A 21,191-nucleotide genomic window follows, 5' to 3' on the forward strand; every position below is an offset into this window, starting at 1 on the left:
GACACCTGAGGGGGGTGCCGCGCCCCGGCTCGTCCCGGAGACGGTCGCCGCGGTCAGCGGAACACCGACGGGGGCGGCGCCGGGGAAGCGACCGCCGCGGTGTCCGTGACCGGTACGGCTCCGCCGGTGAAGTCGGTGAGGGCGCGGCCGTGTTCGAGGCGGGCGGGGTGCGGGTCGGAGGCGGTGCGGCGGGTCAGTTCGGCGATGGGCAGCGGGTGCGCGGAGCCGACGAGCACCGCGTTGCCGAACCGTTTCCCCCGCAGCACGGTCGGGTCGGCGATCAGCGCGAGCTCCGGGAAGACGGCCCCCGCGGTGGCGATCTGGCCGCGCAGATGGGCCAGCGGCGGCCCGTCGGCGAGGTTGGCGGCGTAACAGCCGGCGTCGTTCACGACCCTGCGTACGTCCGTCAGGAACTCGACCGACGTCAGATGGGCCGGGGTGCGCGCCCCGCTGAACACGTCCGCGATGACGAGGTCGGCCCAGCCGTCGGGGATCTTGGCGAGCCCTTCGCGGGCGTCGGTGGAGCGCACCCGGATCCGGGCGTGGGGATCCAACGGCAGTTCACGGCGGACCAGTTGGACGAGGGCCGCGTCCCGTTCGACGGCCTGCTGGGTGGACCGGGGACGGGTCGCGGCGACATACCGGGCGAGGGTGAGGGCGCCACCGCCGAGGTGCACGACCTGCACGGGTTTGCCGGGCGGGGCGACGAGGTCGATCACATGACCGAGGCGGCGCTGGTACTCGAAGGAGAGGTACGCGGGGTCGTCGAGGTCGACGTGCGACTGCGGGGCGCCGTCGATGAGCAGCGTCCAGGCACGCGCCCGGTCCCGGTCGGGGATCAGCTCGGCGAGCCCGCCGTCGACCGTCTCGACGACGGACTCGGCGGCCGGCTGTCCGCGCCGCGCGCTTCTGGACTTTCCCATTCCCCCATTATCGGGGTCGCCGGGTCAGCGGCGGTTGTCGGCGGCCTCGATGAGCCGGGCCGCCTCGCCGAGGGCCGCGCGGAGCACCGCCGGGTCGGTGGCCAGGTCCGCGTCGCCGGGCGGGAGCAGCCAGTCTGAGCCCTCGACAGGGGGCGCGGGGTCGGGGACCGCCAGGCTCAGACCGCGGCCGTTGGTCTCCGTACAGGTGCTGCCGGGGACGTCCCAGGCGGCGGCGGTGCCGGGCGGGACCAGGAAACCGAGGGTGTCGCAGCCGTCGTCGTGCAGTACGGGGCCGACCCCGTCGCCGGCGCCCCGGCGCAGGATGTCGACCGCCTCCAGCCCCTGCCGCGCCGGGACCGTCACCAGGTCACAGCCCGGCGGCGCGGATGATGCGATCGATGCGGATGATGTACGCGTTCTGAACGGCGTACAAGGATCGGTGCTCTGACTGATCTCCATCCCGGCCTCCACCACGGAACCCCTCCTAGCACGAGTGGGTCGGGAGTTCGGGCGGCTCCCGGTCCATCAGGTTCAACGCGGCAGAACGTCAACGGCTACGGCACATGTCCGCCGCAAAGGATGGCAGTTCATGGCAGATCGTGGATGAGATATCCGGTTTGTAGCCAAACCCCGTGTGGCGGGTCGTGCACAGCGGGTACGTTCTTGCCCGCCGGATAACAGGACGTCACACGGAAAACTGTTCCAACTCGCCTGGAATCCGGCACGGTTCGACGGTTCGCAGAGAGGGCCCGGCCATGACGTCGTCAACGGTGACCTCGTCGCAGTCCCCCCGGCCGCCACGGCCGAATCTCGCCTTCCGGCAGTTGCGCGGTCAGCGCTCTCCGGGCGAGTTCGCCGCGGCGGTACGGCGGTCCGCCCGCGAGATCGGGGAGCGGGTCAGCTGTGACGCGCGTTACGTCGGTCGGGTCGAAGCGGGTGAGATCCGCTGCCCCAACTACGCGTACGAGCGGGTGTTCCTGCACATGTTCCCCGGCCGGACCCTGGCCGACCTGGGGTTCGCGCCCCGCTCGTCGGTCCGCGGGCGTGGGGCGCGTGAAACGGGGGACACGCCCCCTGTCGCGCACCCCGCACTCCCGGCGCCCGGCACCACTGAGACGCCGGGGGCGTACGAACCGTATGACACACCGGACACGCAGGACCCGTACGAAACGCACGACAACTACGAGGAGAGCGACGTGCTGCGTCGCGCATTTATGAGGGGCGGGGCCACCGTGGCGGCCGTCTCCCTGGGCCCTCTGGGGCTCACGTACGAGGCTTCGGCCGCGGACCGTTCCGTACGCCGCGTCGGAGCCGGTGAGGCGGGCGCCCTGGAAGAGGCCGTGCGCCGCATCAGACTGCTCGACGACCGGCACGGCGCCGACGGTCTCTACCGGCGGGCGGCGGCTCCACTGCGCGCCGCCTACGAACTGCTCGACGCGGGCGCGGTACGGCAGACCACCGCCGACCGGCTGCACGCGGGCGCCGGTGAACTCGCCATCTCCGTGGGCTGGCTGGCACACGACTCGGGCCGCTTCGACGACGCGCGTTCGCACTACGCGGAGGCGCTGGCCACGGCCCGGGTGTCCGGGGACGCGGCCCTGGAGGCGCATGCCTTCTGCAACACCGCGTTCCTCGCGCGCGACGCGGGGCGTCCGCGGGAGGCGGTCAGAGCGGCCCAGGCCGCGCAGCGGGTGGCCCGGCCCCTGGGCTCGCCCCGCCTGATGTCGCTGCTCGCGCTGCGCGAGGCGGGCGGCTGGGCGGGGCTCGCCGACCGCGCGGGCTGCGAACAGGCGCTGGCGCGGGCCCAGTCGTTGTACGAACGCGGCCGTTCGGAGGCCGACCCGGAGTGGATGAGCTTCTACGGAGAGGCCGAGCTGGAGGGATTGGAGGCGCAGTGCTGGTCGACGCTGGGCGACTGGCCCCGCGCGGCCCGGCACGCCCGCCGCGCGGCCCACCTCCAGAACCCGCACTTCACCCGGAACATCGCCCTCTACACCGCCGAGCTCACCGACGACCTGGCCCGTGGCGGCCACCCGGACGAGGCGGCGGCGGCGGGGATGCGTGTCCTGGATCTGCTGGACGAGGTCCAGTCGTCGCGTATCCAGACGATGCTGGCGGCTACGGCGAGGGTGCTGTTGCCTCACCGGCGGGCCAGCGGGGTGTCGGCGTTCCTTGAGAGGCACGCGAGTGTGCCGCGCACGGCTTAGTTAGTTACCGGGGGCGGTACTCGTCCGGCTGCGGGCCAGTGAGGGCTGGTCGCGCAGTTCCCCGCGCCCCTAAAGGGGCGCTCCAGCTCGCGCCGCTGCGGGCATGCGTGCCGCTAGGGGCGGCTCCCGTCCCACCGAGAGCGGCACCCCGTAAGCGCCGGGCTGCGCGACCCACCCGCGGTCAGCACCGGCCGGTTGCGATCTGCTACCCGGCCAGGTGCCCCAAGTCGTTCCAGCTCTCGATCGCTGGGGCGCCGTAGGCCCAGCCCAGGATCGACAGGGATGTCGGGTTCAGTCTGATCCGGGCGGCGAAGTCGAGGGGGAGGCCCAGCCAGCGGGCTCCGATCGAGCGGAGCATGTGGCCGTGGGCGAAGACCAGGACGTCGCGTTCCGCGGACCGTGCCCAGGCGACAACCTCGTCCGCGCGCGCGGTCACCTCCGCCAGGCTCTCGCCGTCGGGCACCCCGTCGCGCCAGATGAGCCAGCCGGGCCGGACGGCCTGGATCTGGGCCGGTGTCATGCCCTCGTACGCGCCGTAGTCCCACTCCATGAGCGTGTCCCACGCCGTCGCGCGCTCACCGAAGCCGGCGATCTCGCATGTCTCACGCGCGCGTGCCAGGGGACTCGTGCGCACCTCGACTCCGGGGAGCCCGTCGAAGGGGGCCCGGTGCAGCCGTTCGCCGAGCAGTTTGGCGCCGCGTCGTCCCTCCTCAAGGAGGGGGACGTCGGTCCTGCCGGTGTGCTTGCCGGACAGCGACCACTCCGTCTGTCCGTGCCGGGCCAGCAGGATGCGCGGTGCCATGAGAAACCCTTCCGGGAGGGAGACGGGAACGAGACGAATCAAGGAAAGAGGCGAACGAAAGGGGGCAACAGGGCGAAGCAGGGAAACCGAATGGGGGAAAAGCAAGGCGGAACCCCTACATCATCGCGCACTCTGTGCAGGGGCAACCGAGGGGTCGATCTTTGCGTCCTGTGGGACAGGGGCGCCGCGTGGGGCGTTCGTGTACAACCGTAAAATCGGACGAACCGCAGGCCACCGAGGACCGGAGGCGCAGCTCGACGGGGACAGAGACTGGGAGAGACGATCGGATGCCGCGGACCGACACAGCAGGGACCGAGACGGCCGCGCCCACCCGCCTTCGCTGGTGGACCGAGCTGCCGCTGATCCTGCTGGTCTACGCGTGCTATTCGGCCGGACGCCTGCTGGTGCGGGGCAACGAGTCGGCCGCCGTCGACCACGGCCTGGCGATCCTCAGGTTCGAGAAGTCCCTGTGGCTGAACGCCGAGCACCCGCTCAACCGCCTGTTCACCCGCGAGCCATGGATCGGCATACCGGCCGACTTCTGGTACGCGTCACTGCACTACCTCGTCACGCCCGCCGTCCTGATCTGGCTCTTCCGCTCCCGTGCCGTCCGCTACCGGGCGGCCCGCACCTGGCTGATGACCTCGACCTTCATCGGCCTCGTCGGCTTCACCCTGCTGCCCACCTGCCCGCCCCGCCTGCTCGACCCCAGCAACGGCTTCGTGGACACGATGGCCCACTACAGCGCGTACGGCTGGTGGGGCGGCCAGGCCAGCGCCCCGCGCGGGCTGGGCGGCATGACGAACCAGTACGCGGCGATGCCCAGCCTGCACGTGGGCTGGGCACTGTGGTGCGGAGTGATGCTGTGGCGCTACGGCGGTACGCGCACCACCAAGGTCCTGGGCGTCGCGTACCCGCTGATCACCACGATCGTGGTGATGGGCACCGCCAACCACTACTTCCTCGACGCGGTCGCGGGCGCCGCCGTGATGGGCGTCGGGCTGCTCCTGGCGCCGCTCGTCATGCGGAACGCGGACCGGGCGAAGGTGTGGATCTCGGCCCGGGTCGCGCCCGTCGCAACGCGCTCTCGCGGCGCACAGGCCCCAATTGTCAGTGGTGGATGCCAGACTGCCCCGCGTGAGCGAATTCCAAGGCAGCGCGAGTCCGTCTACGGACCAGGGGCCGAGCCGGGTGCCGCTTCCGCGGACGCGGGGGACGGCGCTGCGGCAGCGGCTCGCTGAGCTGCGCGGCCCCTCCGTGGCGCCGAAGGCGCTGGACGCGCGTGCCCTCGCGGCCCTCGCCGCCAACCCCGGGTGCGAGCGGCGCGCGATCCTGGACGGCGCGGGGGTGAACAAGGCGACCCTGGCGAGCGCGCTGGGCTCACCGTCCGCCTTCGGGCAGTCCCAGTTCGCCCTGGCGCGCGGCAACACCTTCGAAGCCCGGGTCAAGGCCGACGGCGGCGCCGAACTGCTCCGGCTGGTGCACGAGAAACTGGACCCGGGTGCCGCGGCACCGACGGAGGCCGAGGTCCCCGACCTCACGGCGACCGGCCCCGAGGGCCGCACCGCGCGGACGGCGCTGGCCCTGCGCGACGCCACCACCGGCAGCGGTGCGTGGACTCTCCTCGACCACCCCATGCTCGCCCTCGACGTGGCCGGCTCGCCCGCCTTCCTGGAACCGGACGCGGTGGTCGTCCACCCGGACGGCAGCTGGACGGTCGTCGAGATCAAGTCCTTCCCGATGCTGGACGGCTCGGCGGACCCGGCGAAGGTGGGCGCCGCCGCTCGCCAGGCCGCGGTGTACGTCCTGGCGCTGGAGGAGGTGGCCGCCCGGCTCACCCCGGCGCCGACAGTGCGCCACCGCGTGCTGCTGGTCTGCCCGAAGGACTTCTCCAACCTTCCGGCCGCGTCCGCGGTCGACGTCCGCAAGCAGCGCGCGGTGACCCGCCGCCAGCTGACCCGGCTGACCCGCATCGAGGACATCGCCGACACCCTCCCCGAGGGCACGTGCTTCTCCCCGGACCTCCCCCTCGCCGAACTGACCACCGCGGTCGAGTCGGTCCCCGCGGAGTACGCACCGGAGTGCCTGTCCGCGTGCGAGCTCGCCTTCCACTGCCGCGACCGCTCCCGCGCGCAGGGCGCGGTGACGTCCCTGGGCCGTTCGGTACGGGCCGAACTGGGCGCCCTGACCACGGTCGACGCCGTCCTGGCGGCAGCCCACGGCCGGTCCGGCGACCCCGAGGACCCGACGGTGGCCGCCCTGCGGAGAGCGGCGGCCCTGCGCGCGGAGGCCCTGAACACCCCGAGCGTGCCCCTGCCGTCTCCGGAGGGAGCCGTATGTCGCTGATCGCCACGCTCGCCCGCCTCGAAGCCGTCAGCACCGGCCGCGCCCAGCCCGCCGCCACCGTCCGCCACCGCCACCTGTCCGAGCGCCCACTGGTCCTCGTACCGCTCACCACCGCCGGTGAGGCCGGCGCCCCGCTCGGGGCGCTCGTGGGCGACGACCGGGACGCGCCGCGCCTGCTCGTCGTGGAGCAGCCGCGCGACCGTGACCTCAGGTTCGCGTTCCTCGCCGAACTGGCGGACGTGGTCCTGCCGTTCATCGACTCCTACGCCGACACCGTGGAGACCGCCGAGCGCAACGAGACCGACCCGGAGACCGGCAAGCGCGTCAAGGTCGAGGTCGAACTGTGCGCGGACGCACCCCAGTTGATCGTCCCGAGCCGCGCCGGCATCGACTTCGTACGGCTGCTGGGGCGCTCGATGCGCTTTCGGCGTACGGCGGAACAGGACCCGGAGACGCCGTATCCCGCGCCGCCGAGGGTGCCGTTGCTCGGCCGCTGGTTCACTCACTACGGGGAGCGGGCCCGGGTCCCCGGCTCCGCCCTCCTCCTCGCGACGACGGACGTGCTGTCCCGGCACTGGGCCACCGGCCAGTCCACCCTGGAGGACCAGCACCTGGGTGCGCTGCTCGCCTGGATCGACCCCCCGGACGGCGAGTCGGGCGCCGAGGCCGCGCTGCGGGCCGAGTTGACGCGGGACGCGAAGGGGCAGCTGCTGTGGCCGCCGGCCGGTCCGGCGACCGACCCCGCGTTCGACAACAAGCTGCTGGCTCCCGCGATCGAGCGCTACCACCGCGCGCGGACGGCACACGCCACCGCCGAGGACGGCCTGGTGGCGGACGACCGGCTCGGTGAACTCACCGCCGCTGAGCGGGAGTTGCACGCCCTCGTCGAGAGCCGCACGCGGCCCACCTGGGACGCGGTGTGGCGCGGCCTCGACCTGCTGCGGGCCCTGCCCGAGGGCACCCACGCGGCCGACCGGTGGACGCGCGACCGCTGGTCGTTCACCGGCCACCGCGACCGGGTCACCGCGGGCGAGCCCCCGCAGCCGCGCCGCGACGACGCGGTGACGGCGGCGAACAAACTCGCCACGCGCGAGCGCGAACAGGCCCGCCTGGAGGCCCAGGAGGCCCTGGACGACCCGCTGGTGATGGCCGGGCGGCGGCTGGCCGGCGAGGCGTTCGCGGGCGAGGTCACGGACGTCGTCATGACGTACAGCGAGAGCAAGCGCCCGAGTCCCCGCCCCCTGGTCACCGTACGCACGGACGACCGCCCGCAGCTCGGGGAGCGGACGAAGGTCTACCGCTCGCTGGGCGGCAAGCCGCAGGCGGCGGAGTTCGTGCGCCACGAGGAGAACGACGGGGACGCCGGAGACGAGGGTGCCGCGCTGATCGTCCTGAGGGTGGTCGACAAGATGGGCCGCGGCAAGGAACCCGAGGCGGGATCGGTGCCCGAGAAGGGGGACCTGGTCTGCTTCACGCTGTTCGAGCACGAGCAACGGGGCGGCGCCAAGCTCCCCGACCCGGAGCAGACCCCATGGACCCACGGCGGCCCCCCGGGCGAGGAAGCGGCGACCACGGCTCCGGAGCCCGACCCGGTGACCTCGGAGGACGTGCTGTGACCGCCCGCACGCGGAGGGGCACTTGCGCCCCCGGCACCCTCCACATCCGCCCCGGCGCCCGGACGACCACCCGCGCGCGGAGAAGGGCCTCCATCCCCGGCGCCCACGCCCCGCGTCTCCCCCGCCACCGCCGCACCGCCACCGAGGAAGGCCCCCTGTGACCGCCCGCACCCCGCAGCCCGCGTTCGACCCCGGGGCCGCGGCCGGCCGGGCCACCGACGCGATCCTCCGCGACACGCTGCACGGCATGCACCGCGGAGTCGTCGTCGACTCGCCGCCCGGGGCCGGGAAGTCCACGCTCGTCGTCCGGGCGGCGCTCGAACTGGCCGAGGCCGGGCGCCCGTTGATGGTCATCGCCCAGACCAACGCCCAGGTCGACGACCTCGTCGTGCGCCTCGCCGAGAAGAACCCCGAGCTGCCGGTGGGCCGCCTGCACAGCAGTGACGCCGACCCGTACGACAAGGCGCTGGACGACCTGCCGAACGTACGGAAGTCCGCGAAGGCGGCCGAGCTCACGGGCCTGGACGTGGTCATCTCGACGGCCGCCAAGTGGGCCCACGTCAAGGTCGACGAGCCGTGGCGGCACGCGATCGTCGACGAGGCGTACCAGATGCGCTCAGACGCGCTGCTCGCCGTCGCAGGCCTGTTCGAGCGGGCGCTGTTCGTGGGCGACCCGGGCCAGTTGGACCCCTTCGCGATCGTCGGCGCGGAACAGTGGGCGGGCCTGTCGTACGACCCGTCGGCTTCCGCCGTCACCACCCTCCTGGCCCACAACCCCGAGCTGCCCCAGCACCGCCTGCCGGTGTCCTGGCGGCTCCCGGCCTCCGCCGCGCCGCTCGTCTCGGCCGCGTTCTACCCGTACACCCCGTTCCGCAGCGGCACCGGTCACGGCGACCGGCGGCTCGCCTTCGCGGTCCCGTCGGACGGTTCGGGCCCGGACCGGGTGCTCGACGAGGCCGCCGAGTCCGGCTGGGGCCTGCTGGAACTCCCCGCCCGGCACACCCCTCGTACGGACCCCGAGGCGGTACGCGCGGTGGCGACCGTCGTACGCCGCATGCTGGACCGGGGCGGCGCGGCCACCTCGGAGCGCGGACCCGAGCCGACGCCCCTGACCGCCGACCGGATCGCCGTCGGCACCGCACACCGGGACCAGGCGGCGGCGGTCCGGGCGGCGCTCGCCGAACTGGGGGTAGCGGACGTCACCGTCGACACGGCGAACCGCCTCCAGGGCCGAGAGTTCGACGTGACAGTGGTCCTGCACCCCCTCTCCGGCCGCCCCGACGCCACCGCCTTCCACCTGGAGACGGGCCGCCTCTGCGTCCTCACCTCCCGCCACCGGCACGCCTGCGTGGTCGTGTGCCGGGCGGGCGTGACGGAACTCCTGGACGACCATCCGTCGACGGAGCCGGTACAGCTGGGAGTGACGGTGAAGTTCCCGGACGGCTGGGAGGCCAACCACGCGGTGCTGTCGCAGCTCGCGGAGCACCGGATCGCCTGGCGGCCGTGACCCGAACTCCGGCGACCGGCCGGCAGACGCCACCCACCGCACGGCCCGCCCCCGGACGGCGTCCGGCATGCCGCCGGAGGCGGCCGATGAACACAGCCCGGACGGCTGGGAGGCCAACCACGCGGTGCTGTCGCAACTCGCGGAGCACCGGACCGCCTGGCGGCCGTGACCCGAACTCCGGCGACCGGCCGGCAGACGCCACCCACCGCACGGCCCGCCCCCGGACGGAGTCCGGCACGCCGCCGGAGGCGGCCGATGAATACAGCCCGGACGGCTGGGAGGCCAACCACGCGGTGCTGTCGCAACTCGCGGAGCACCGGATCGCCTGGCGGCCGTAGCGGCAGCTCAGGTGGCGTGTGCGGTGGGCCCTGGGCCCACTTGCGCGGGCACGAGACAATGGACGGTGGCCCGGCTGAACGGCGGGGCCGATCGACCGTGTGCCGTCCGTGCCGTTGGGCATGAAGGGTACGTACAGAACGGTGCGGAACCGTACGAGGAGGAGAAGACATGGCGGAGCCCACGCCGCGTCGCAACGAACCGCGGCTACGCCCCGCGCCCTTGCTCTTCGAGCCCACGCAGGTGGCCGACGACCCCGAACACTTCTTCGACCTGGAGTCGATCGACGACCCCCGCGCGCTGCTGACCCGCGCCACGGAGCTGACGCACGCGTTCCGCGCCGCGACCGACCGCGCGGTCGAGTTCCAGGCGATGGCGGCGGCCCAGCTCGCCGACCCGCGCCGCTTCGACCGGCTGACCACGGCCGACATCGCGGAGCGCGCCGAGTGGACCGAGGACTACGCGAAGAAGATGGTCGAGTTCGGGCGCGAGCTGCTGCGCGGCGGCGGGGAGAACTCCAGCGGCGGCAGTGGCGGCCACGGTCCCGGTCACGGCCACGTCGACCCGGTCTGATCCGTCCCTGCGGTGCCGTGCTGCGCCGAGCCCGTCGTGAAAGTCCGGGCGGCATATTCAAGGGGGCAAGGTACTCCACCTCGCCCCCTCCCGTCCCGGTTTCTGGCAACCCTCGGGGATCGCCCGCTCACTGCCGGTAGATATACATGCCATGAGCAGCGAAAACTCGGACATCTCGGGAGTCACCTCGGAGGGAGCCGCCTGGCTCACCTCCGCAGGAACGTATCCGCGCAGCACGCTGTCACTCTGGGAGGAACGGCCCACCGCCCCGCTCGTCCTGCCCTGCGGAACCACGTTCGACATCGTCAACGCGCCCGCGGTCTTCGGCCGCAGGATGCTCGACCGCCTCTGGGACGGCGGGCCCGGCTCGGGCCCCGTGGCGGCCTACCGAGGCCGGATCCTCCTGTTCGCGGCGCCGGGCACGGCCCAGCGACTGCCGTCGCTCTTGAGGTGGGAGGAGTGGGGAACGGCCGGCGAGGGCGGCGTGGACGGCGGGAGCAGCAGGGGGCGCTGCCATGCGATGCCGCCGCTCCTGTGCCACGGCCGCGGCGACGCGGTGACGGTTCCCGCACTGGTGAACGACGACAGGGAACAGTCCGAGTCACCGCGCTCCGAATCGCGCTGGATCGTCGCCCCCGACACCTCCCATCCCTGGCTTCCGGGCCCGGAAATCCTGCTCTGGGCGGCCGTACGGGCGGCCCGCGCCGCGGCCTCCAGTGGCGTGCGGATATCGATTTTTCCTCCCGTCGATCAGGATGCTAAGGTCTACGACGTCAGCAGGCGCCGCTAGCTCAGTTGGTTAGAGCAGCTGACTCTTAATCAGCGGGTCCGGGGTTCGAGTCCCTGGCGGCGCACGTTGTAGTCGATTGGCGAGGCTGTTCACCAACAGCCTCGCCAACGTCGTTTCCGCCCCCTTTTCCCCCGCTCAGCCGACCGCCGTGATCTGCACCGTCCACGCCCCCGAAGGCGTACGGCTCTGCACCTCGACCCGGACGTTGTCGCCGGGCACCGTGAAGCTCTCGCCGAGGGCGACGGGCGCGTCCGCGAGGGGCGGGTAGACCGAGTCCTCCCAGCAGGCCTCGGTCCGCGGATGGGCGTCGACCACCTCGACCGGGCCACCGCCGGACTCGGACCCGCTGCGCACCCGGTAGACGAGCACCCCCTGTGTACAGGTCGCGCTGTCGTTGCCGGCCGCCCCCCGCACCTCGAAGGCGAGCGCCCGGTCGACCCCGGTCCGCACCACGGCCAGCTTCACCCCGCCCCCCTGCCCGAAGGCCGGCGCCCCCATCCCCGTACCCCCACTTGCATCCGCATCCGCATCCGCGTGTGCATATGTATAGGTATGCGCCTGTGCCGCCCCCAACGTCTCCAGGGTCAGCCGCGTCGAGCCTCCTCCGCGTACGCACACCACTTGGCGCGGTTCCAGCCACCCGAGTTTCCACTTGTGCCAGGCGAACAGGTCCGGCGCCAGTCCGAACTGGCTGCCCATCAGGTCCCAGTCGCCGACGTACGTGTCCCAGTCGCCCTTTCCGTCCACGGGCCGGTGGTAGAGGTCGGGCAGGTCGAAGACGTGGCCCGTCTCGTGGGCGAGGACGAGCCGGTCCGGCGGGTGCTTCTCGAAGACGGTGACGACCCGGCGGATGTCCGTGCCGTCGGCTCGCAGCGGAACGTCCAGGTTGACGACCTTCGTCGCGTCGGAGTCGACGCCGGGCGCGTCCGGGTCGGCCACGAAGTAGACGATGTCGTAGCGCGAGAAGTCGACTTGACGGTCGGCGGCGGCGAGCGCGTCGCGCAGATAGGCGGCGCGGTGGGCGGCGCTCCAGTCCCGCTGTATGGCGTACGCGGTGGACGGCCGCGGCATCCGCAGCCACTGCCGGAGCGGGTGCGGGCGCAGCGTGAACTTGCCGTACGAGGCACGCGTGAAGAAGTCGCTGGTCGCGGGGAAGTGGTCGGCGGCCAGTTCGGCGGGGGTGGTTCGCGGGGGCGCGTCCGGGAAAGAGAGGAACACCATCACGGCGTCGAGGGCGCGGGCCGGGCGCGGATAGGCGGCGTTCCAGGTGTCGAGGCCCTCCGAGTGGTGGGCGTCGGTGCGTTGGAGGGCGCAGGGCTGTGCCGAGAAGGGTTCGGCGACCGAGGGGTCCGCGATGAGGGAGGTGGCGGCAAGGGCGGTCATGGTGGTGAGTACGGCGGCCGTGCTGCGCCACCGGGGGTGCGCGCCGTCGCGCGCAAGCTCCTTGAGCCCTGTCAGGGCGTCACGGGTGAGCCCCTTGAGGGGGAGCTGACGCAGCACGCAGACCTCCGGACGCGGTTCGGGGACACCGCAACCCAGCCTGTGTGATCTTGTGCTTATATGCCCTGTTTGTCTGCACCAGAAGGGTGATCAGGTCAGTGGCCAAGCAGACGAAGGCTCACCCTTCGTGGAGCGACACCCCGAATCACTCACGGAACGTCACAACCGATCGAGGGCGAAGGAACCCGTCCAGGCGCGGGCAGAAACGATCTGTCAGAACCGCCGGTCGTTCATGGACACTGGACAGTGGCTGGAAGGGCTTGGGGCCAGCCTCTATGATCGGCACACTTTCCTGGCACTTCCCTGACACTTTCCTGCACGGACAAGGCGAGGGCGGCGGTTCGCCGCCCGGTCGGCCGCCCGACGGGATCCACATGAAGACCGAGTGCACTGCGGGAGCGAGCGGTGAGCGGAACGTCCGAAGGGCCGGCGCCCGCGGCAGATCTCGTCCGGCCGGCTGTCACAGAGAGTAATTCCGACGCGTCTTCTGTGTCGGTTTCGTCACCTACGTCACTTACGTCGCCTACACCGACCAGCTCTTCTCATACGGCTTCTCGTGCGGTTTCTCGTACGGGTTCTCGTACGTCTCCTTGTACGTCGTCCCACCTCGATCCCACTCCCCCTCCCCCGGCGCTGCTGCGGGCCGCGTTCGCGGCGGCGCCGCTCGCGATGGCCGTGGTGGACCGCGAGGGCCTGGTCGTGGGAGCGAACGAGTCGCTGGGCACGCTGCTGGGCATCGGCCCGGACGCGCTGGCCGGGCGGGTGGCCGCCGATCTGGTGGACCTCCCGTCCGACACCCGTGCGTGGCACGCGTACCGCGAGGTCCTGCGCGGCCGGCAGGCACGGCTGCGCTGCACCCGCCGTCTCAAACACCCCGACGGGCACTCCCTGTGGGCCCAGATCACGATCACGCCGCTGCCCCCGGACGCGTCGGAGGGGTACGGGAGCCACGGTGTCCTGATGTCCGTGGCCGACATCAGCGCGCGCCGTGAACTCCAGGCGCGGCTGCGGCACTTGCAGATGCACGATCCGGTGACCCGGCTGCCCAACCGCGCGCTGTTCTTCGAGCGGTTGGCGGCGGCGCTGGAGGCGGACTCGTACGAGCAGAGCGGGACGGGCCGGATCGGCCTGTGCTACCTGGACCTCGACGGATTCAAGGCCATCAACGACACGCTGGGCCACCGCGTCGGCGACCGGCTGCTCGCCGCCGTGGCCGAGCGCCTGACGCGATGCGCCGAGGAAGCGGGCCTGGCCCGGGGCAATCCGGGCGCCGTCGCGCCGCTGGTGGCGAGGCTGGGCGGCGACGAGTTCGCGCTGCTGGTCGAGGACTCGACGGGCACCGACCAGCTGGCTGACCTGGCCGAGTCGGCGCTGAAGGCCCTTCAGCTCCCCTTCGACCTCGGCGGCCAGCGGATGTCCGTCTCCGCCTCCATCGGCGTCGTGGAACGGCATGCGGCAGGCACGACGCCCACCGGTCTGATGCAGGCCGCCGACACGACGCTGTACTGGGCGAAGGCCGACGGCAAGTCCCGCTGGACGCTCTTCGACCCCGAGCGCAACGCCCACCGTATGACCCGCCAGGCACTGTCCTCCTCCCTCCGGCCGGCCATCGACCGGGGCGAATTCGTCCTGGACTACCAGCCGTTGGTGGGTATGGCGGACGGCCGGGTGCACGGTGTCGAGGCGCTGGTCCGCTGGCATCACCCCCAGTTCGGCACGCTGACGCCGAACCGGTTCATCGGGCTGGCCGAGGAGGACGGCTCGATCGTGCAGCTGGGGCGCTGGGTGCTGGCCACGGCCTGCCGCCAGGCTCGCCGCTGGCAGCTCGAACGCCCGGACAAGCCGCCGATCTTCGTGAGCGTGAACGTGGCTGTGCGTCAGGTCTGGGACTCGGATCTGGTCGCGGACGTGGCGGAGATCCTCGCGGAGACCGGTCTGCCGGCACATCTGCTGCAACTGGAGCTGACGGAGTCCGCCGTCATGGGCTCCGCCGGCCGGCCTCTCCAGGCGCTCCAGGCACTCAGTGACATGGGCGTGGGTATCGCGATCGACGACTTCGGCACGGGGTACTCGAACCTCGCCTACCTCAGCCGGCTCCCGGTGTCAGTACTGAAACTGGACGGATCCTTCGTCCGGGGGTTCCAGTACGAGGGTGAGGGCGTCGCGCCCAATCCGGCCGACGAGATCGTGGTGGAGGCGATGATCCAGCTCGCGCACCGGCTGGGGCTCACGGTCACTGCGGAGTGCGTGGAGACGGCGGCGCAGGCCGCGCGTCTGCGCCGTATCGGGTGCGACACGGGGCAGGGGTGGCTCTATTCGCGGCCTGTGCCGGCGGATCGGATCTCCGTGCTGATGGGGGGAAGTGCTTGTCGGCAGGGGTGAGTTGGCGGTCGGTTCGTCCCTGCCGACTTGCCCCTGCCGACTCGTCCCTGCCCGCTCGTGCCCGCTCGCTCCGTCGACTTCAGGTGGTGGGCAGGCCGTAGGCGTCCGCGATCAGTTCGTACGAGCGTAGGCGCAGGGCGCCGCGGTGGGCGTGGGAGGTGAGCATCAACTCGTCGGCTCCCGTGCGCTTTTGGAGGTCGTCGAGGCCGGTGCGGACCTCGTCCGCCGTGCCGTGGACGATGTTCGTCATCCACGAACTGACGAACTCCCGTTCCATCGGGCTGAATTCGTACGCCTCCGCCTCCTCCGGGGTCGGGAACAGGCCGGGGCGGCCGGAGCGCAGGCGGGCCATGCTGAGGCCCATCGCGAGGACCTGGCGGCGGGCCTCGTTCTCGTCGTCGGTGGCGAGGGCGGACACGCCGATGAGGGCGTAGGGGGCGTCCAGAACGGCGGAGGGCTGGAAGGACTCCCGGTAGAGGTCGAGGGCCGGGACGGTGTTCTGCGCGGAGAAGTGGTGCGCGAAGGCGAAGGGCAGGCCCAGGACACCGGCCAGGCGGGCACTGAAGCCGGAGGAGCCGAGCAGCCAGACGGGCGGGCGGTGGGTGGACTGGACTCCGCCCGGGGACGTCGACTGGATCGGGCCGGGGATGGCGTGGATGCGGTGGTACGGGTGGCCGGGCGGGAAGTCGTCGTCCAGGAAGCGGGTGAGCTCCGCGAGTTGCTGGGGGAAGTCGTCGGCGCCTTCGTTGAGACGTTCCGTGCGGCGGAGGGCCGCTGCGGTGGCGCCGTCCGTGCCGGGGGCGCGGCCGAGGCCCAGGTCGATGCGGTTCGGTGCCATGGCTTCGAGAGTGCCGAACTGTTCCGCGATGACCAGGGGGGCGTGGTTGGGGAGCATGACTCCGCCGGAGCCCAGGCGGATGCGGTGGGTGTGGGCGGCGAGGTGGGCGAGGATCACGGCGGGTGAGGAGGAGGCTACGCCGGGCATGGAGTGGTGTTCGGCGACCCAGTAGCGGTGGAAGCCGCGGGATTCTGTGAGGCGGGAGAGGGCGACGCTGGTCTGGAGGGCGTCGGTGGCGGTGTGGCCGGAGCCGACGGTGACCAGGTCCAGGACGGAGAGGGGGACGGGGGCGGTGCCCTGTGTTGTGCCTCGGATCTCGTCTGCCGTCACGTCTGCCGTCGCATCTGCGGTCACGGTGGGTGCCTCCTGTTTGGTGCCGTGCGCTGGTCTCTGGGCGGTAACAGGAGGGGGGCTCCGTTTATTCCCGTGGGTGTTTCTCGCCCCCGCCGCCCCTACCCGTCCCATCCCTGGGGCTGCCGCCCCAGACCCCGCTGTCGGCCCTGAACGGGCCTTGTCCTCAAACGCCGGACGGGCTGGAGAGACGGCCGGTGCTTGAGAGGTACCGGTCGCGCTCAAGAGGTACCGCCTGGGCTGCAGGAGCGGCGGGGGCGGGTGGGTGGGCAGGTAGGTGGCGCTGGACGGGCCTTGTCCTCAAACGCCGGACGGGCTGGGGGTGCCGGGCCGTGCTCGAGAGGCGCCGGCCGCGTTCGAGAGGTACCGCCTGGGCTGGAGGAGCGGTGGGGTGGGTGGGTGGGTAGGTAGGAAGCTGGGGCTGGACGGGCCTTCAGGCCTGTACCAGGGGTTCCCTGGTGAACAGGGTGCCCAGGGACGGGGCGTTTACCTTGCGGGTTGTCAGCCTCAGGGCTTCCCAGACGGTTACCTGGTTGGCTGTGAGGACCGGTTTGGTCAGGCGTTTTTCCAGGGAGGCGATGTGGGACGCCGTGTGCAGTGCGGTGTCCGGGAGGAGGAGGGCGTCCGCGTCCGGGGTGTCGCTCTCCTGGGCCAGGGTGAGCAGCTCCGGCTCGCCCCACTCCCCCACCTCCGCCGCCGTGACGATTCCGGCGCCGTGGAACGACACCACCTCCACGCCGGCCGCCGTCAGGAACTCCGCGAACAGTTCCGCCACGTCCGCCGGGTACGTCGCCCCGATCGCCACCTTCCGTAGCTCCAGCTCCCGCACCGCGTGCACGAAGGCGAACGACGTCGACGACGCCGGCATGCCCGCGGCCCGGGCGAGGGCGCGTACCTGGTCATGGGCGCCCTCCCAGCCGTACACGAAACTGCCGCTGGTGCACGCCCACACGACCGCCTCCGCGCCGGTCAGCCGCAGCTCCTCCACGCCCGCCGCGAGGCGGTCCGCCGAGCCCATCTTCAGGAGGGCGTCCACGCGGTGCGCGTCCTCGCCGATGTCCGTGTGGACCACGTCCAGCCGGATGTCGCTGCCCAGAAGGTGCTCGATGCGCTGATAGTCGTCCTCGGCGGAGTGGCCCGGGTAGAGGAATCCGAGTGCCGTCATGTCCAACCTTCCCGCTCTTGTTCCCGTTCCTGCCGGTCGTCGTTCGGCAGGTTCTGGGGCCAGGCGCGTGCCGACTCGTCCAGCAGCGCCTGGTACGGCCCCACCGCTCGGGTACCCAGTCGACGCAGCGCTGCCCACATCGTGACCTGGTTGGCCGAGATCACCGGGATGCGCAGTTCCGCCTCCAGTTGCGCGATGACGTCGTACGTCGGGAGGTTCGTGCAGCTGATGAACAGCGCGTCCGTCCGGCCATGCCCGTCTCCTACAGCCTGCCTCGCCATGTCCGCGACCGCACGGTACGGGACCTTCCAGATGTGCCGGGTCAGGCCCATGAACGCGCATCCGGTGACCGTGACGCCCGCCTCGGCCACGTACTCCTCCAGTGCCCGCGTCACCGACACCGTGTAGGGCGTGACGAGGGCGACCCTGCGTACGGACAGTTCCGTCAGGGCCTCCAGGAGGGCCCCCGAGGTCGTCACGGACGCGACCTCGCCCGCCCGTGTCATCGCCTCGCACATCGCCCGCTCACCGGCGACGCCGCCGACGAAACTGCCGGAGGTGCAGGCGTAGGCGACGATCTCGGGGGCGATCACGTTGAGGGTGCGTACCGCGTCGCCGAGGGTCTCGTGTTCGCTGACCAGCCGGGCCAGGTCGAGGCTGACCTCCACGGGGACGTACGGGGTGCGGGTGAGGTGGAGGGACACCTCGTCCGGGACCCAGCGCCACAGCTCGCGGTCCAGCGCGAAGTCGAAGGGGGCGACCACACCGACACCGCGCTGGGGGCGCGGTCCACCGAGAAAAGAGACGTCCATGGCAGGCACCGGCCTCACAGTGAGGAACGAGAGGGCAACGGACCGTACGCACGTCCGTGTTGACGAAGGTAGATTCGGGTGCGAGCGTGGTCAATCCGTGCATGTCAGACGCCCGGCCGCCCAGCCGCCCCCGACCGGAAACGGCTCCCGATGCCCGAGCCCACCGCCCTTCTCGTCCTCGACGCCGACCCGCCGCCCCGCCTCGGCCGGCTCACCGGGCGGGCCAAGATCTTGCACGCCGACGCCTCGACCCTCGCCCGCCAACTCCCGTACGCCGATGTCCTGCTCGTCTGGGACTTCACCTCGCCCGCCGTGCGCGACGCCTGGCCGGGGGCGGGGGCGCGGCCTCGGTGGGTGCATACCGCGAGTGCGGGGGTGGATCATCTGATGTGTGCCGAACTCGCCGCGTCCGACACCGTGGTGACGAACGCGCGCGGCATCTTCGACCAGCCGATCGCCGAGTACGTCGGCGCCCTGGTCCTCGCCATGGCCAAGGATCTGCCGAGGACGCTGGATCTCCAGCGGCGGCGCGAATGGCGGCACCGGGAGTCGCAGCGGGTCGCCGGGACGAAAGCCTGTGTCGTCGGGTCCGGGCCCATCGGGCGGGCGATCGCCCGGTATCTGAAGGCACTTGGGGTGACCCCGGCGGTCGTCGGGCGTGTCCCGCGTTCCGGTGTCCACGGGCCCGACGACCTCGACCGGCTGATGGCGCGCGCCGACTGGGTGATCGCCGCCGCTCCCCTCACCGCCGACACGCACCACATGTTCGACACCCGCCGCTTCGGCGTCATGCAGCCCTCGGCGCGATTCATCAATGTCGGCCGGGGACAGCTCGTCGACGAACCCGCACTCGCCGAGGCGCTGTCGAAGCGGTGGATCGCGGGCGCCGCACTGGACGTGTTCGAGCACGAACCCCTCACTCCCGACAGCCCGTTGTGGGAGGCGCCCGGACTGATCGTCTCCCCACACATGAGCGGCGACACGGTGGGCTGGCGCGATGAACTCGGCGTGCAGTTCATCGAGTTGTACGAGCGGTGGGAAGCAGGGATGGCCCTGACCAACGTGGTCGACAAGCAACGCGGGTACGTTCCCGGGCACTGAGGAAGACTTAGCGACCGGAGAGGACCATGTCCGAACTCACCGAGCTGACCTCACTCACCGCGATCCAACTCCTCGACGGCTACCGCAAGGGCGAGTTCAGCCCCGTCGAAGCGACCCGCGCGGCGCTCGAACGGGCTGAACAACTCCAGCCCGTCGTCAACGCGTTCGTACGGATCGACGCCGACAGCGCGCTGGCCCGGGCCGAGGAGTCCGCCGAGCGGTGGCGGCGCGGTGAGCCCGCCGGGCTCGTGGACGGCGTACCCACGACCGTGAAGGACATCATCCTGTTGCGCGGAGCGCCCACCCTCCGGGGCTCCAAGGTCAGCAGGAGCGACGGGAGTTGGCGGGAGGACGCGCCCTCCACCGCCCGTCTGCGCGAGCACGGTGCCGTCTTCCTGGGCAAGACGACCACGCCCGAGTACGGCTGGAAGGGCGTCACCGATTCGCCGCTGTCCGGCGTGACCCGCAATCCGCACGACACCACGCGCACCGCCGGCGGCTCAAGTGGCGGAAGTGCGGCCGCCGTTGCGCTGGGCGCCGGGCCGCTGTCCCTCGGTACGGACGGCGGGGGCAGTGTCCGTATCCCGGCGGCGTTCTGCGGGATCTTCGCGCTGAAGCCGACGTACGGCCGTGTTCCCCTCTACCCGGCCAGCGCGTTCGGGACGCTCGCGCACGTCGGGCCGATGACCCGGACCGTGGCGGACGCGGCGCTGCTGATGGATGTGATCAGCGGGCCCGATGTTCGTGACTGGTCGGCGCTCGGGCCGCCGGTCTCCGGTTCGTTTTCGGGCTCCCTGTCCGGCGGGGTGCGGGGGCTGCGGGTGGCCTACTCGCCCTCCCTCGGCGGTCAGGTCGCCGTGCGTCCGGCGGTCGCGGCGGCGGTCCGGCGGGCGGTGGAGCGGCTCGCGGAACTCGGCGCGTACGTCACCGAGGCCGACCCCGACTTCACCGACCCGGTGGACGCCTTCCACACCCTGTGGTTCAGCGGGGCGGCCCGGGTCACCCAGCGACTCGGGGCGGAGCAGGTCGAGTTGCTCGATCCCGGGCTGCGGGAGATCCGTGCGCTGGGGGGCCGTATCAGCGCGCTCGACTATCTGGCGGCGGTCGACGTCCGGATGGAACTCGGGCGGCGGATGGGGCTGTTCCACGAGTCGTACGACGTGCTGGTCACCCCCACGATGCCGATCACCGCATTTGAAGCGGGAGTTGAGGTGCCCGTCGGCTCGGGGCTGCGGCGCTGGACGGGGTGGACGCCGTTCACGTACCCGTTCAACATGACGCAGCAGCCCGCCGCGACGGTCCCCGTGGGGGTCGACGGCGACGGGCTGCCCGTGGGACTCCAGATCGTGGCCGCACGCCACCACGACGACCTCGTGCTGCGTACGGCGCACGCGCTGGAGGAGGCGCTCAGGCCCGGCGGAAGCTGAGCGTCTCTCCCGCCGCGCCGGACCGCCACAGGTCGTTGCAGGCCTCCGCCATCTCCGGCAGGCCCTCGACCACCTCGCCCCACACCGTGCCCGGCACCCAGCCCACATCGCCGTTCAGCAGCAGGTTGTTGCGCTCGTAGAAGAGGGCCAGGTCCACCAGGGTCGTTCCGGGCCGGACCTCGCGGTCGTAGCCGTACGCCTTCGTTCCCAGTTCCGCGCCGGCGAATGCGAAATAGCAGAGATCTCCGGGGATCGGGGTGACGGTCGGATTCTCCAGGGGCGGCTCCGATTCCCCTTCCGTGAACGGCGGGAAGAGGGCGTAGATCTCGTTGCGCGCGTACTTGGCGTGGTAGACGTCGCCGGACAGCGGCAGGGCGTTCCAGACGGTCTCGCAGGTGAGGGGGGCACGGTCGGTCAGGAGTTTCGCCGTGCAGTGGATTCCCCGGGTGACCAGTGACACTTGGATGTATCGATCGTCAGCCATGCATTCCATGGTGCATAAGTCGCGCGCTCTC

At 71.8% G+C, this 21,191-nt stretch carries 18 protein-coding genes and 1 tRNA gene; 11 read left to right on the forward strand and 8 right to left on the reverse strand.

The window, feature by feature from the left end; genetic code table 11:
- Positions 1-53 precede the first annotated feature (53 nt).
- Both ACH4TV_RS06670 and ACH4TV_RS06675 read right to left on the reverse strand, forming a co-directional pair.
- Positions 54-923, reverse strand: a complete 870-nt coding sequence (locus ACH4TV_RS06670; protein WP_398394851.1) for a spermidine synthase — start codon at positions 921-923, stop codon at positions 54-56.
- A 24-nt stretch (positions 924-947) separates the two neighbouring features.
- On the reverse strand, positions 948-1,382 hold the full coding sequence (locus tag ACH4TV_RS06675) for a hypothetical protein (protein ID WP_398394853.1): 435 nt from the start codon (positions 1,380-1,382) through the stop codon (positions 948-950).
- A 296-nt stretch (positions 1,383-1,678) separates the two neighbouring features.
- On the opposite strand from ACH4TV_RS06675, the gene ACH4TV_RS06680 reads away from it, so the two are divergent.
- Positions 1,679-3,130 carry a hypothetical protein gene (locus ACH4TV_RS06680; RefSeq protein ID WP_398394854.1) on the forward strand — a complete coding sequence of 484 codons (1,452 nt, stop codon included), beginning with the start codon at positions 1,679-1,681 and terminating at the stop codon, positions 3,128-3,130.
- Between the two features lie 205 nt (positions 3,131-3,335).
- Here the strand turns inward: ACH4TV_RS06680 and ACH4TV_RS06685 are convergent, their stop codons facing one another.
- Positions 3,336-3,932, reverse strand: coding sequence for a histidine phosphatase family protein (locus tag ACH4TV_RS06685; protein WP_398394856.1), 597 nt, complete (start codon positions 3,930-3,932; stop codon positions 3,336-3,338).
- 287 nt (positions 3,933-4,219) lie between these two features.
- Here ACH4TV_RS06685 and ACH4TV_RS06690 point away from each other — a divergent pair, with 287 nt between their 5' ends.
- The 7 genes from ACH4TV_RS06690 (at position 4,220) to ACH4TV_RS06720 (ending at position 11,164) form a co-directional block, all read left to right on the forward strand.
- Complete coding sequence (locus ACH4TV_RS06690; RefSeq protein ID WP_398394858.1) at positions 4,220-5,173, forward strand: phosphatase PAP2 family protein; 954 nt, start codon at positions 4,220-4,222, stop codon at positions 5,171-5,173.
- Positions 5,124-6,278 carry a hypothetical protein gene (locus tag ACH4TV_RS06695; protein ID WP_398395400.1) on the forward strand — a complete coding sequence of 385 codons (1,155 nt, stop codon included), beginning with the start codon at positions 5,124-5,126 and terminating at the stop codon, positions 6,276-6,278. The genes ACH4TV_RS06690 and ACH4TV_RS06695 overlap by 50 nt, the downstream gene beginning before the upstream one ends.
- The gene (locus ACH4TV_RS06700; RefSeq protein ID WP_398394860.1) at positions 6,269-7,894 is read left to right on the forward strand and encodes a hypothetical protein; all 1,626 of its coding nucleotides are present in this window, start codon (positions 6,269-6,271) and stop codon (positions 7,892-7,894) included. The genes ACH4TV_RS06695 and ACH4TV_RS06700 overlap by 10 nt, the downstream gene beginning before the upstream one ends.
- Before the next feature lie 157 nt (positions 7,895-8,051).
- Positions 8,052-9,401, forward strand: coding sequence for an AAA domain-containing protein (locus ACH4TV_RS06705; RefSeq protein ID WP_398394861.1), 1,350 nt, complete (start codon positions 8,052-8,054; stop codon positions 9,399-9,401).
- A gap of 507 nt (positions 9,402-9,908) precedes the next feature.
- The gene (locus tag ACH4TV_RS06710) at positions 9,909-10,310 is read left to right on the forward strand and encodes a hypothetical protein (RefSeq protein WP_398394863.1); all 402 of its coding nucleotides are present in this window, start codon (positions 9,909-9,911) and stop codon (positions 10,308-10,310) included.
- 151 nt (positions 10,311-10,461) lie between these two features.
- The gene (locus ACH4TV_RS06715) at positions 10,462-11,100 is read left to right on the forward strand and encodes a hypothetical protein (RefSeq protein WP_398394865.1); all 639 of its coding nucleotides are present in this window, start codon (positions 10,462-10,464) and stop codon (positions 11,098-11,100) included.
- Positions 11,091-11,164 (forward strand) — tRNA-Lys (locus tag ACH4TV_RS06720). The genes ACH4TV_RS06715 and ACH4TV_RS06720 overlap by 10 nt, the downstream gene beginning before the upstream one ends.
- Before the next feature lie 71 nt (positions 11,165-11,235).
- Here ACH4TV_RS06720 and ACH4TV_RS06725 read toward each other — a convergent pair.
- Positions 11,236-12,600, reverse strand: a complete 1,365-nt coding sequence (locus ACH4TV_RS06725) for a M6 family metalloprotease domain-containing protein (RefSeq protein ID WP_398394866.1) — start codon at positions 12,598-12,600, stop codon at positions 11,236-11,238.
- Positions 12,601-13,005: 405 nt separating this feature from the next.
- On the opposite strand from ACH4TV_RS06725, the gene ACH4TV_RS06730 reads away from it, so the two are divergent.
- Positions 13,006-14,982 (forward strand): putative bifunctional diguanylate cyclase/phosphodiesterase, encoded by a 1,977-nt coding sequence (locus ACH4TV_RS06730; RefSeq protein WP_398394868.1) that lies wholly within the window; start codon positions 13,006-13,008, stop codon positions 14,980-14,982.
- Between the two features lie 79 nt (positions 14,983-15,061).
- Here the strand turns inward: ACH4TV_RS06730 and ACH4TV_RS06735 are convergent, their stop codons facing one another.
- The 3 genes from ACH4TV_RS06735 to ACH4TV_RS06745 form a co-directional block, all read right to left on the reverse strand.
- The gene (locus tag ACH4TV_RS06735) at positions 15,062-16,150 is read right to left on the reverse strand and encodes an LLM class flavin-dependent oxidoreductase (protein ID WP_398395402.1); all 1,089 of its coding nucleotides are present in this window, start codon (positions 16,148-16,150) and stop codon (positions 15,062-15,064) included.
- A gap of 454 nt (positions 16,151-16,604) precedes the next feature.
- Positions 16,605-17,336, reverse strand: coding sequence for a decarboxylase (locus tag ACH4TV_RS06740; RefSeq protein WP_398394870.1), 732 nt, complete (start codon positions 17,334-17,336; stop codon positions 16,605-16,607).
- Positions 17,333-18,148: a decarboxylase gene (locus tag ACH4TV_RS06745; RefSeq protein ID WP_398395404.1), complete on the reverse strand. Its 816-nt coding sequence runs from the start codon at positions 18,146-18,148 to the stop codon at positions 17,333-17,335. The genes ACH4TV_RS06740 and ACH4TV_RS06745 overlap by 4 nt, the downstream gene beginning before the upstream one ends.
- 150 nt (positions 18,149-18,298) lie before the next feature.
- Between ACH4TV_RS06745 and ACH4TV_RS06750 the strand changes: the two genes are divergently transcribed.
- Together ACH4TV_RS06750 and ACH4TV_RS06755 are read left to right on the forward strand one after the other, a co-directional pair.
- The gene (locus tag ACH4TV_RS06750) at positions 18,299-19,249 is read left to right on the forward strand and encodes a D-2-hydroxyacid dehydrogenase (protein WP_398394872.1); all 951 of its coding nucleotides are present in this window, start codon (positions 18,299-18,301) and stop codon (positions 19,247-19,249) included.
- A gap of 26 nt (positions 19,250-19,275) precedes the next feature.
- A complete protein-coding gene (locus tag ACH4TV_RS06755) occupies positions 19,276-20,676 on the forward strand; it encodes an amidase (protein WP_398394874.1) in 1,401 nt (466 codons plus the stop codon).
- On the opposite strand, the gene ACH4TV_RS06760 is transcribed toward ACH4TV_RS06755, so the two are convergent.
- On the reverse strand, positions 20,657-21,169 hold the full coding sequence (locus tag ACH4TV_RS06760; protein ID WP_398394876.1) for a DUF3830 family protein: 513 nt from the start codon (positions 21,167-21,169) through the stop codon (positions 20,657-20,659). The genes ACH4TV_RS06755 and ACH4TV_RS06760 overlap by 20 nt on opposite strands.
- Positions 21,170-21,191: the final 22 nt, after the last annotated feature.

The organism is Streptomyces sp. NPDC020898 (assembly GCF_044333925.1).
Taxonomy (GTDB): domain Bacteria; phylum Actinomycetota; class Actinomycetes; order Streptomycetales; family Streptomycetaceae; genus Streptomyces.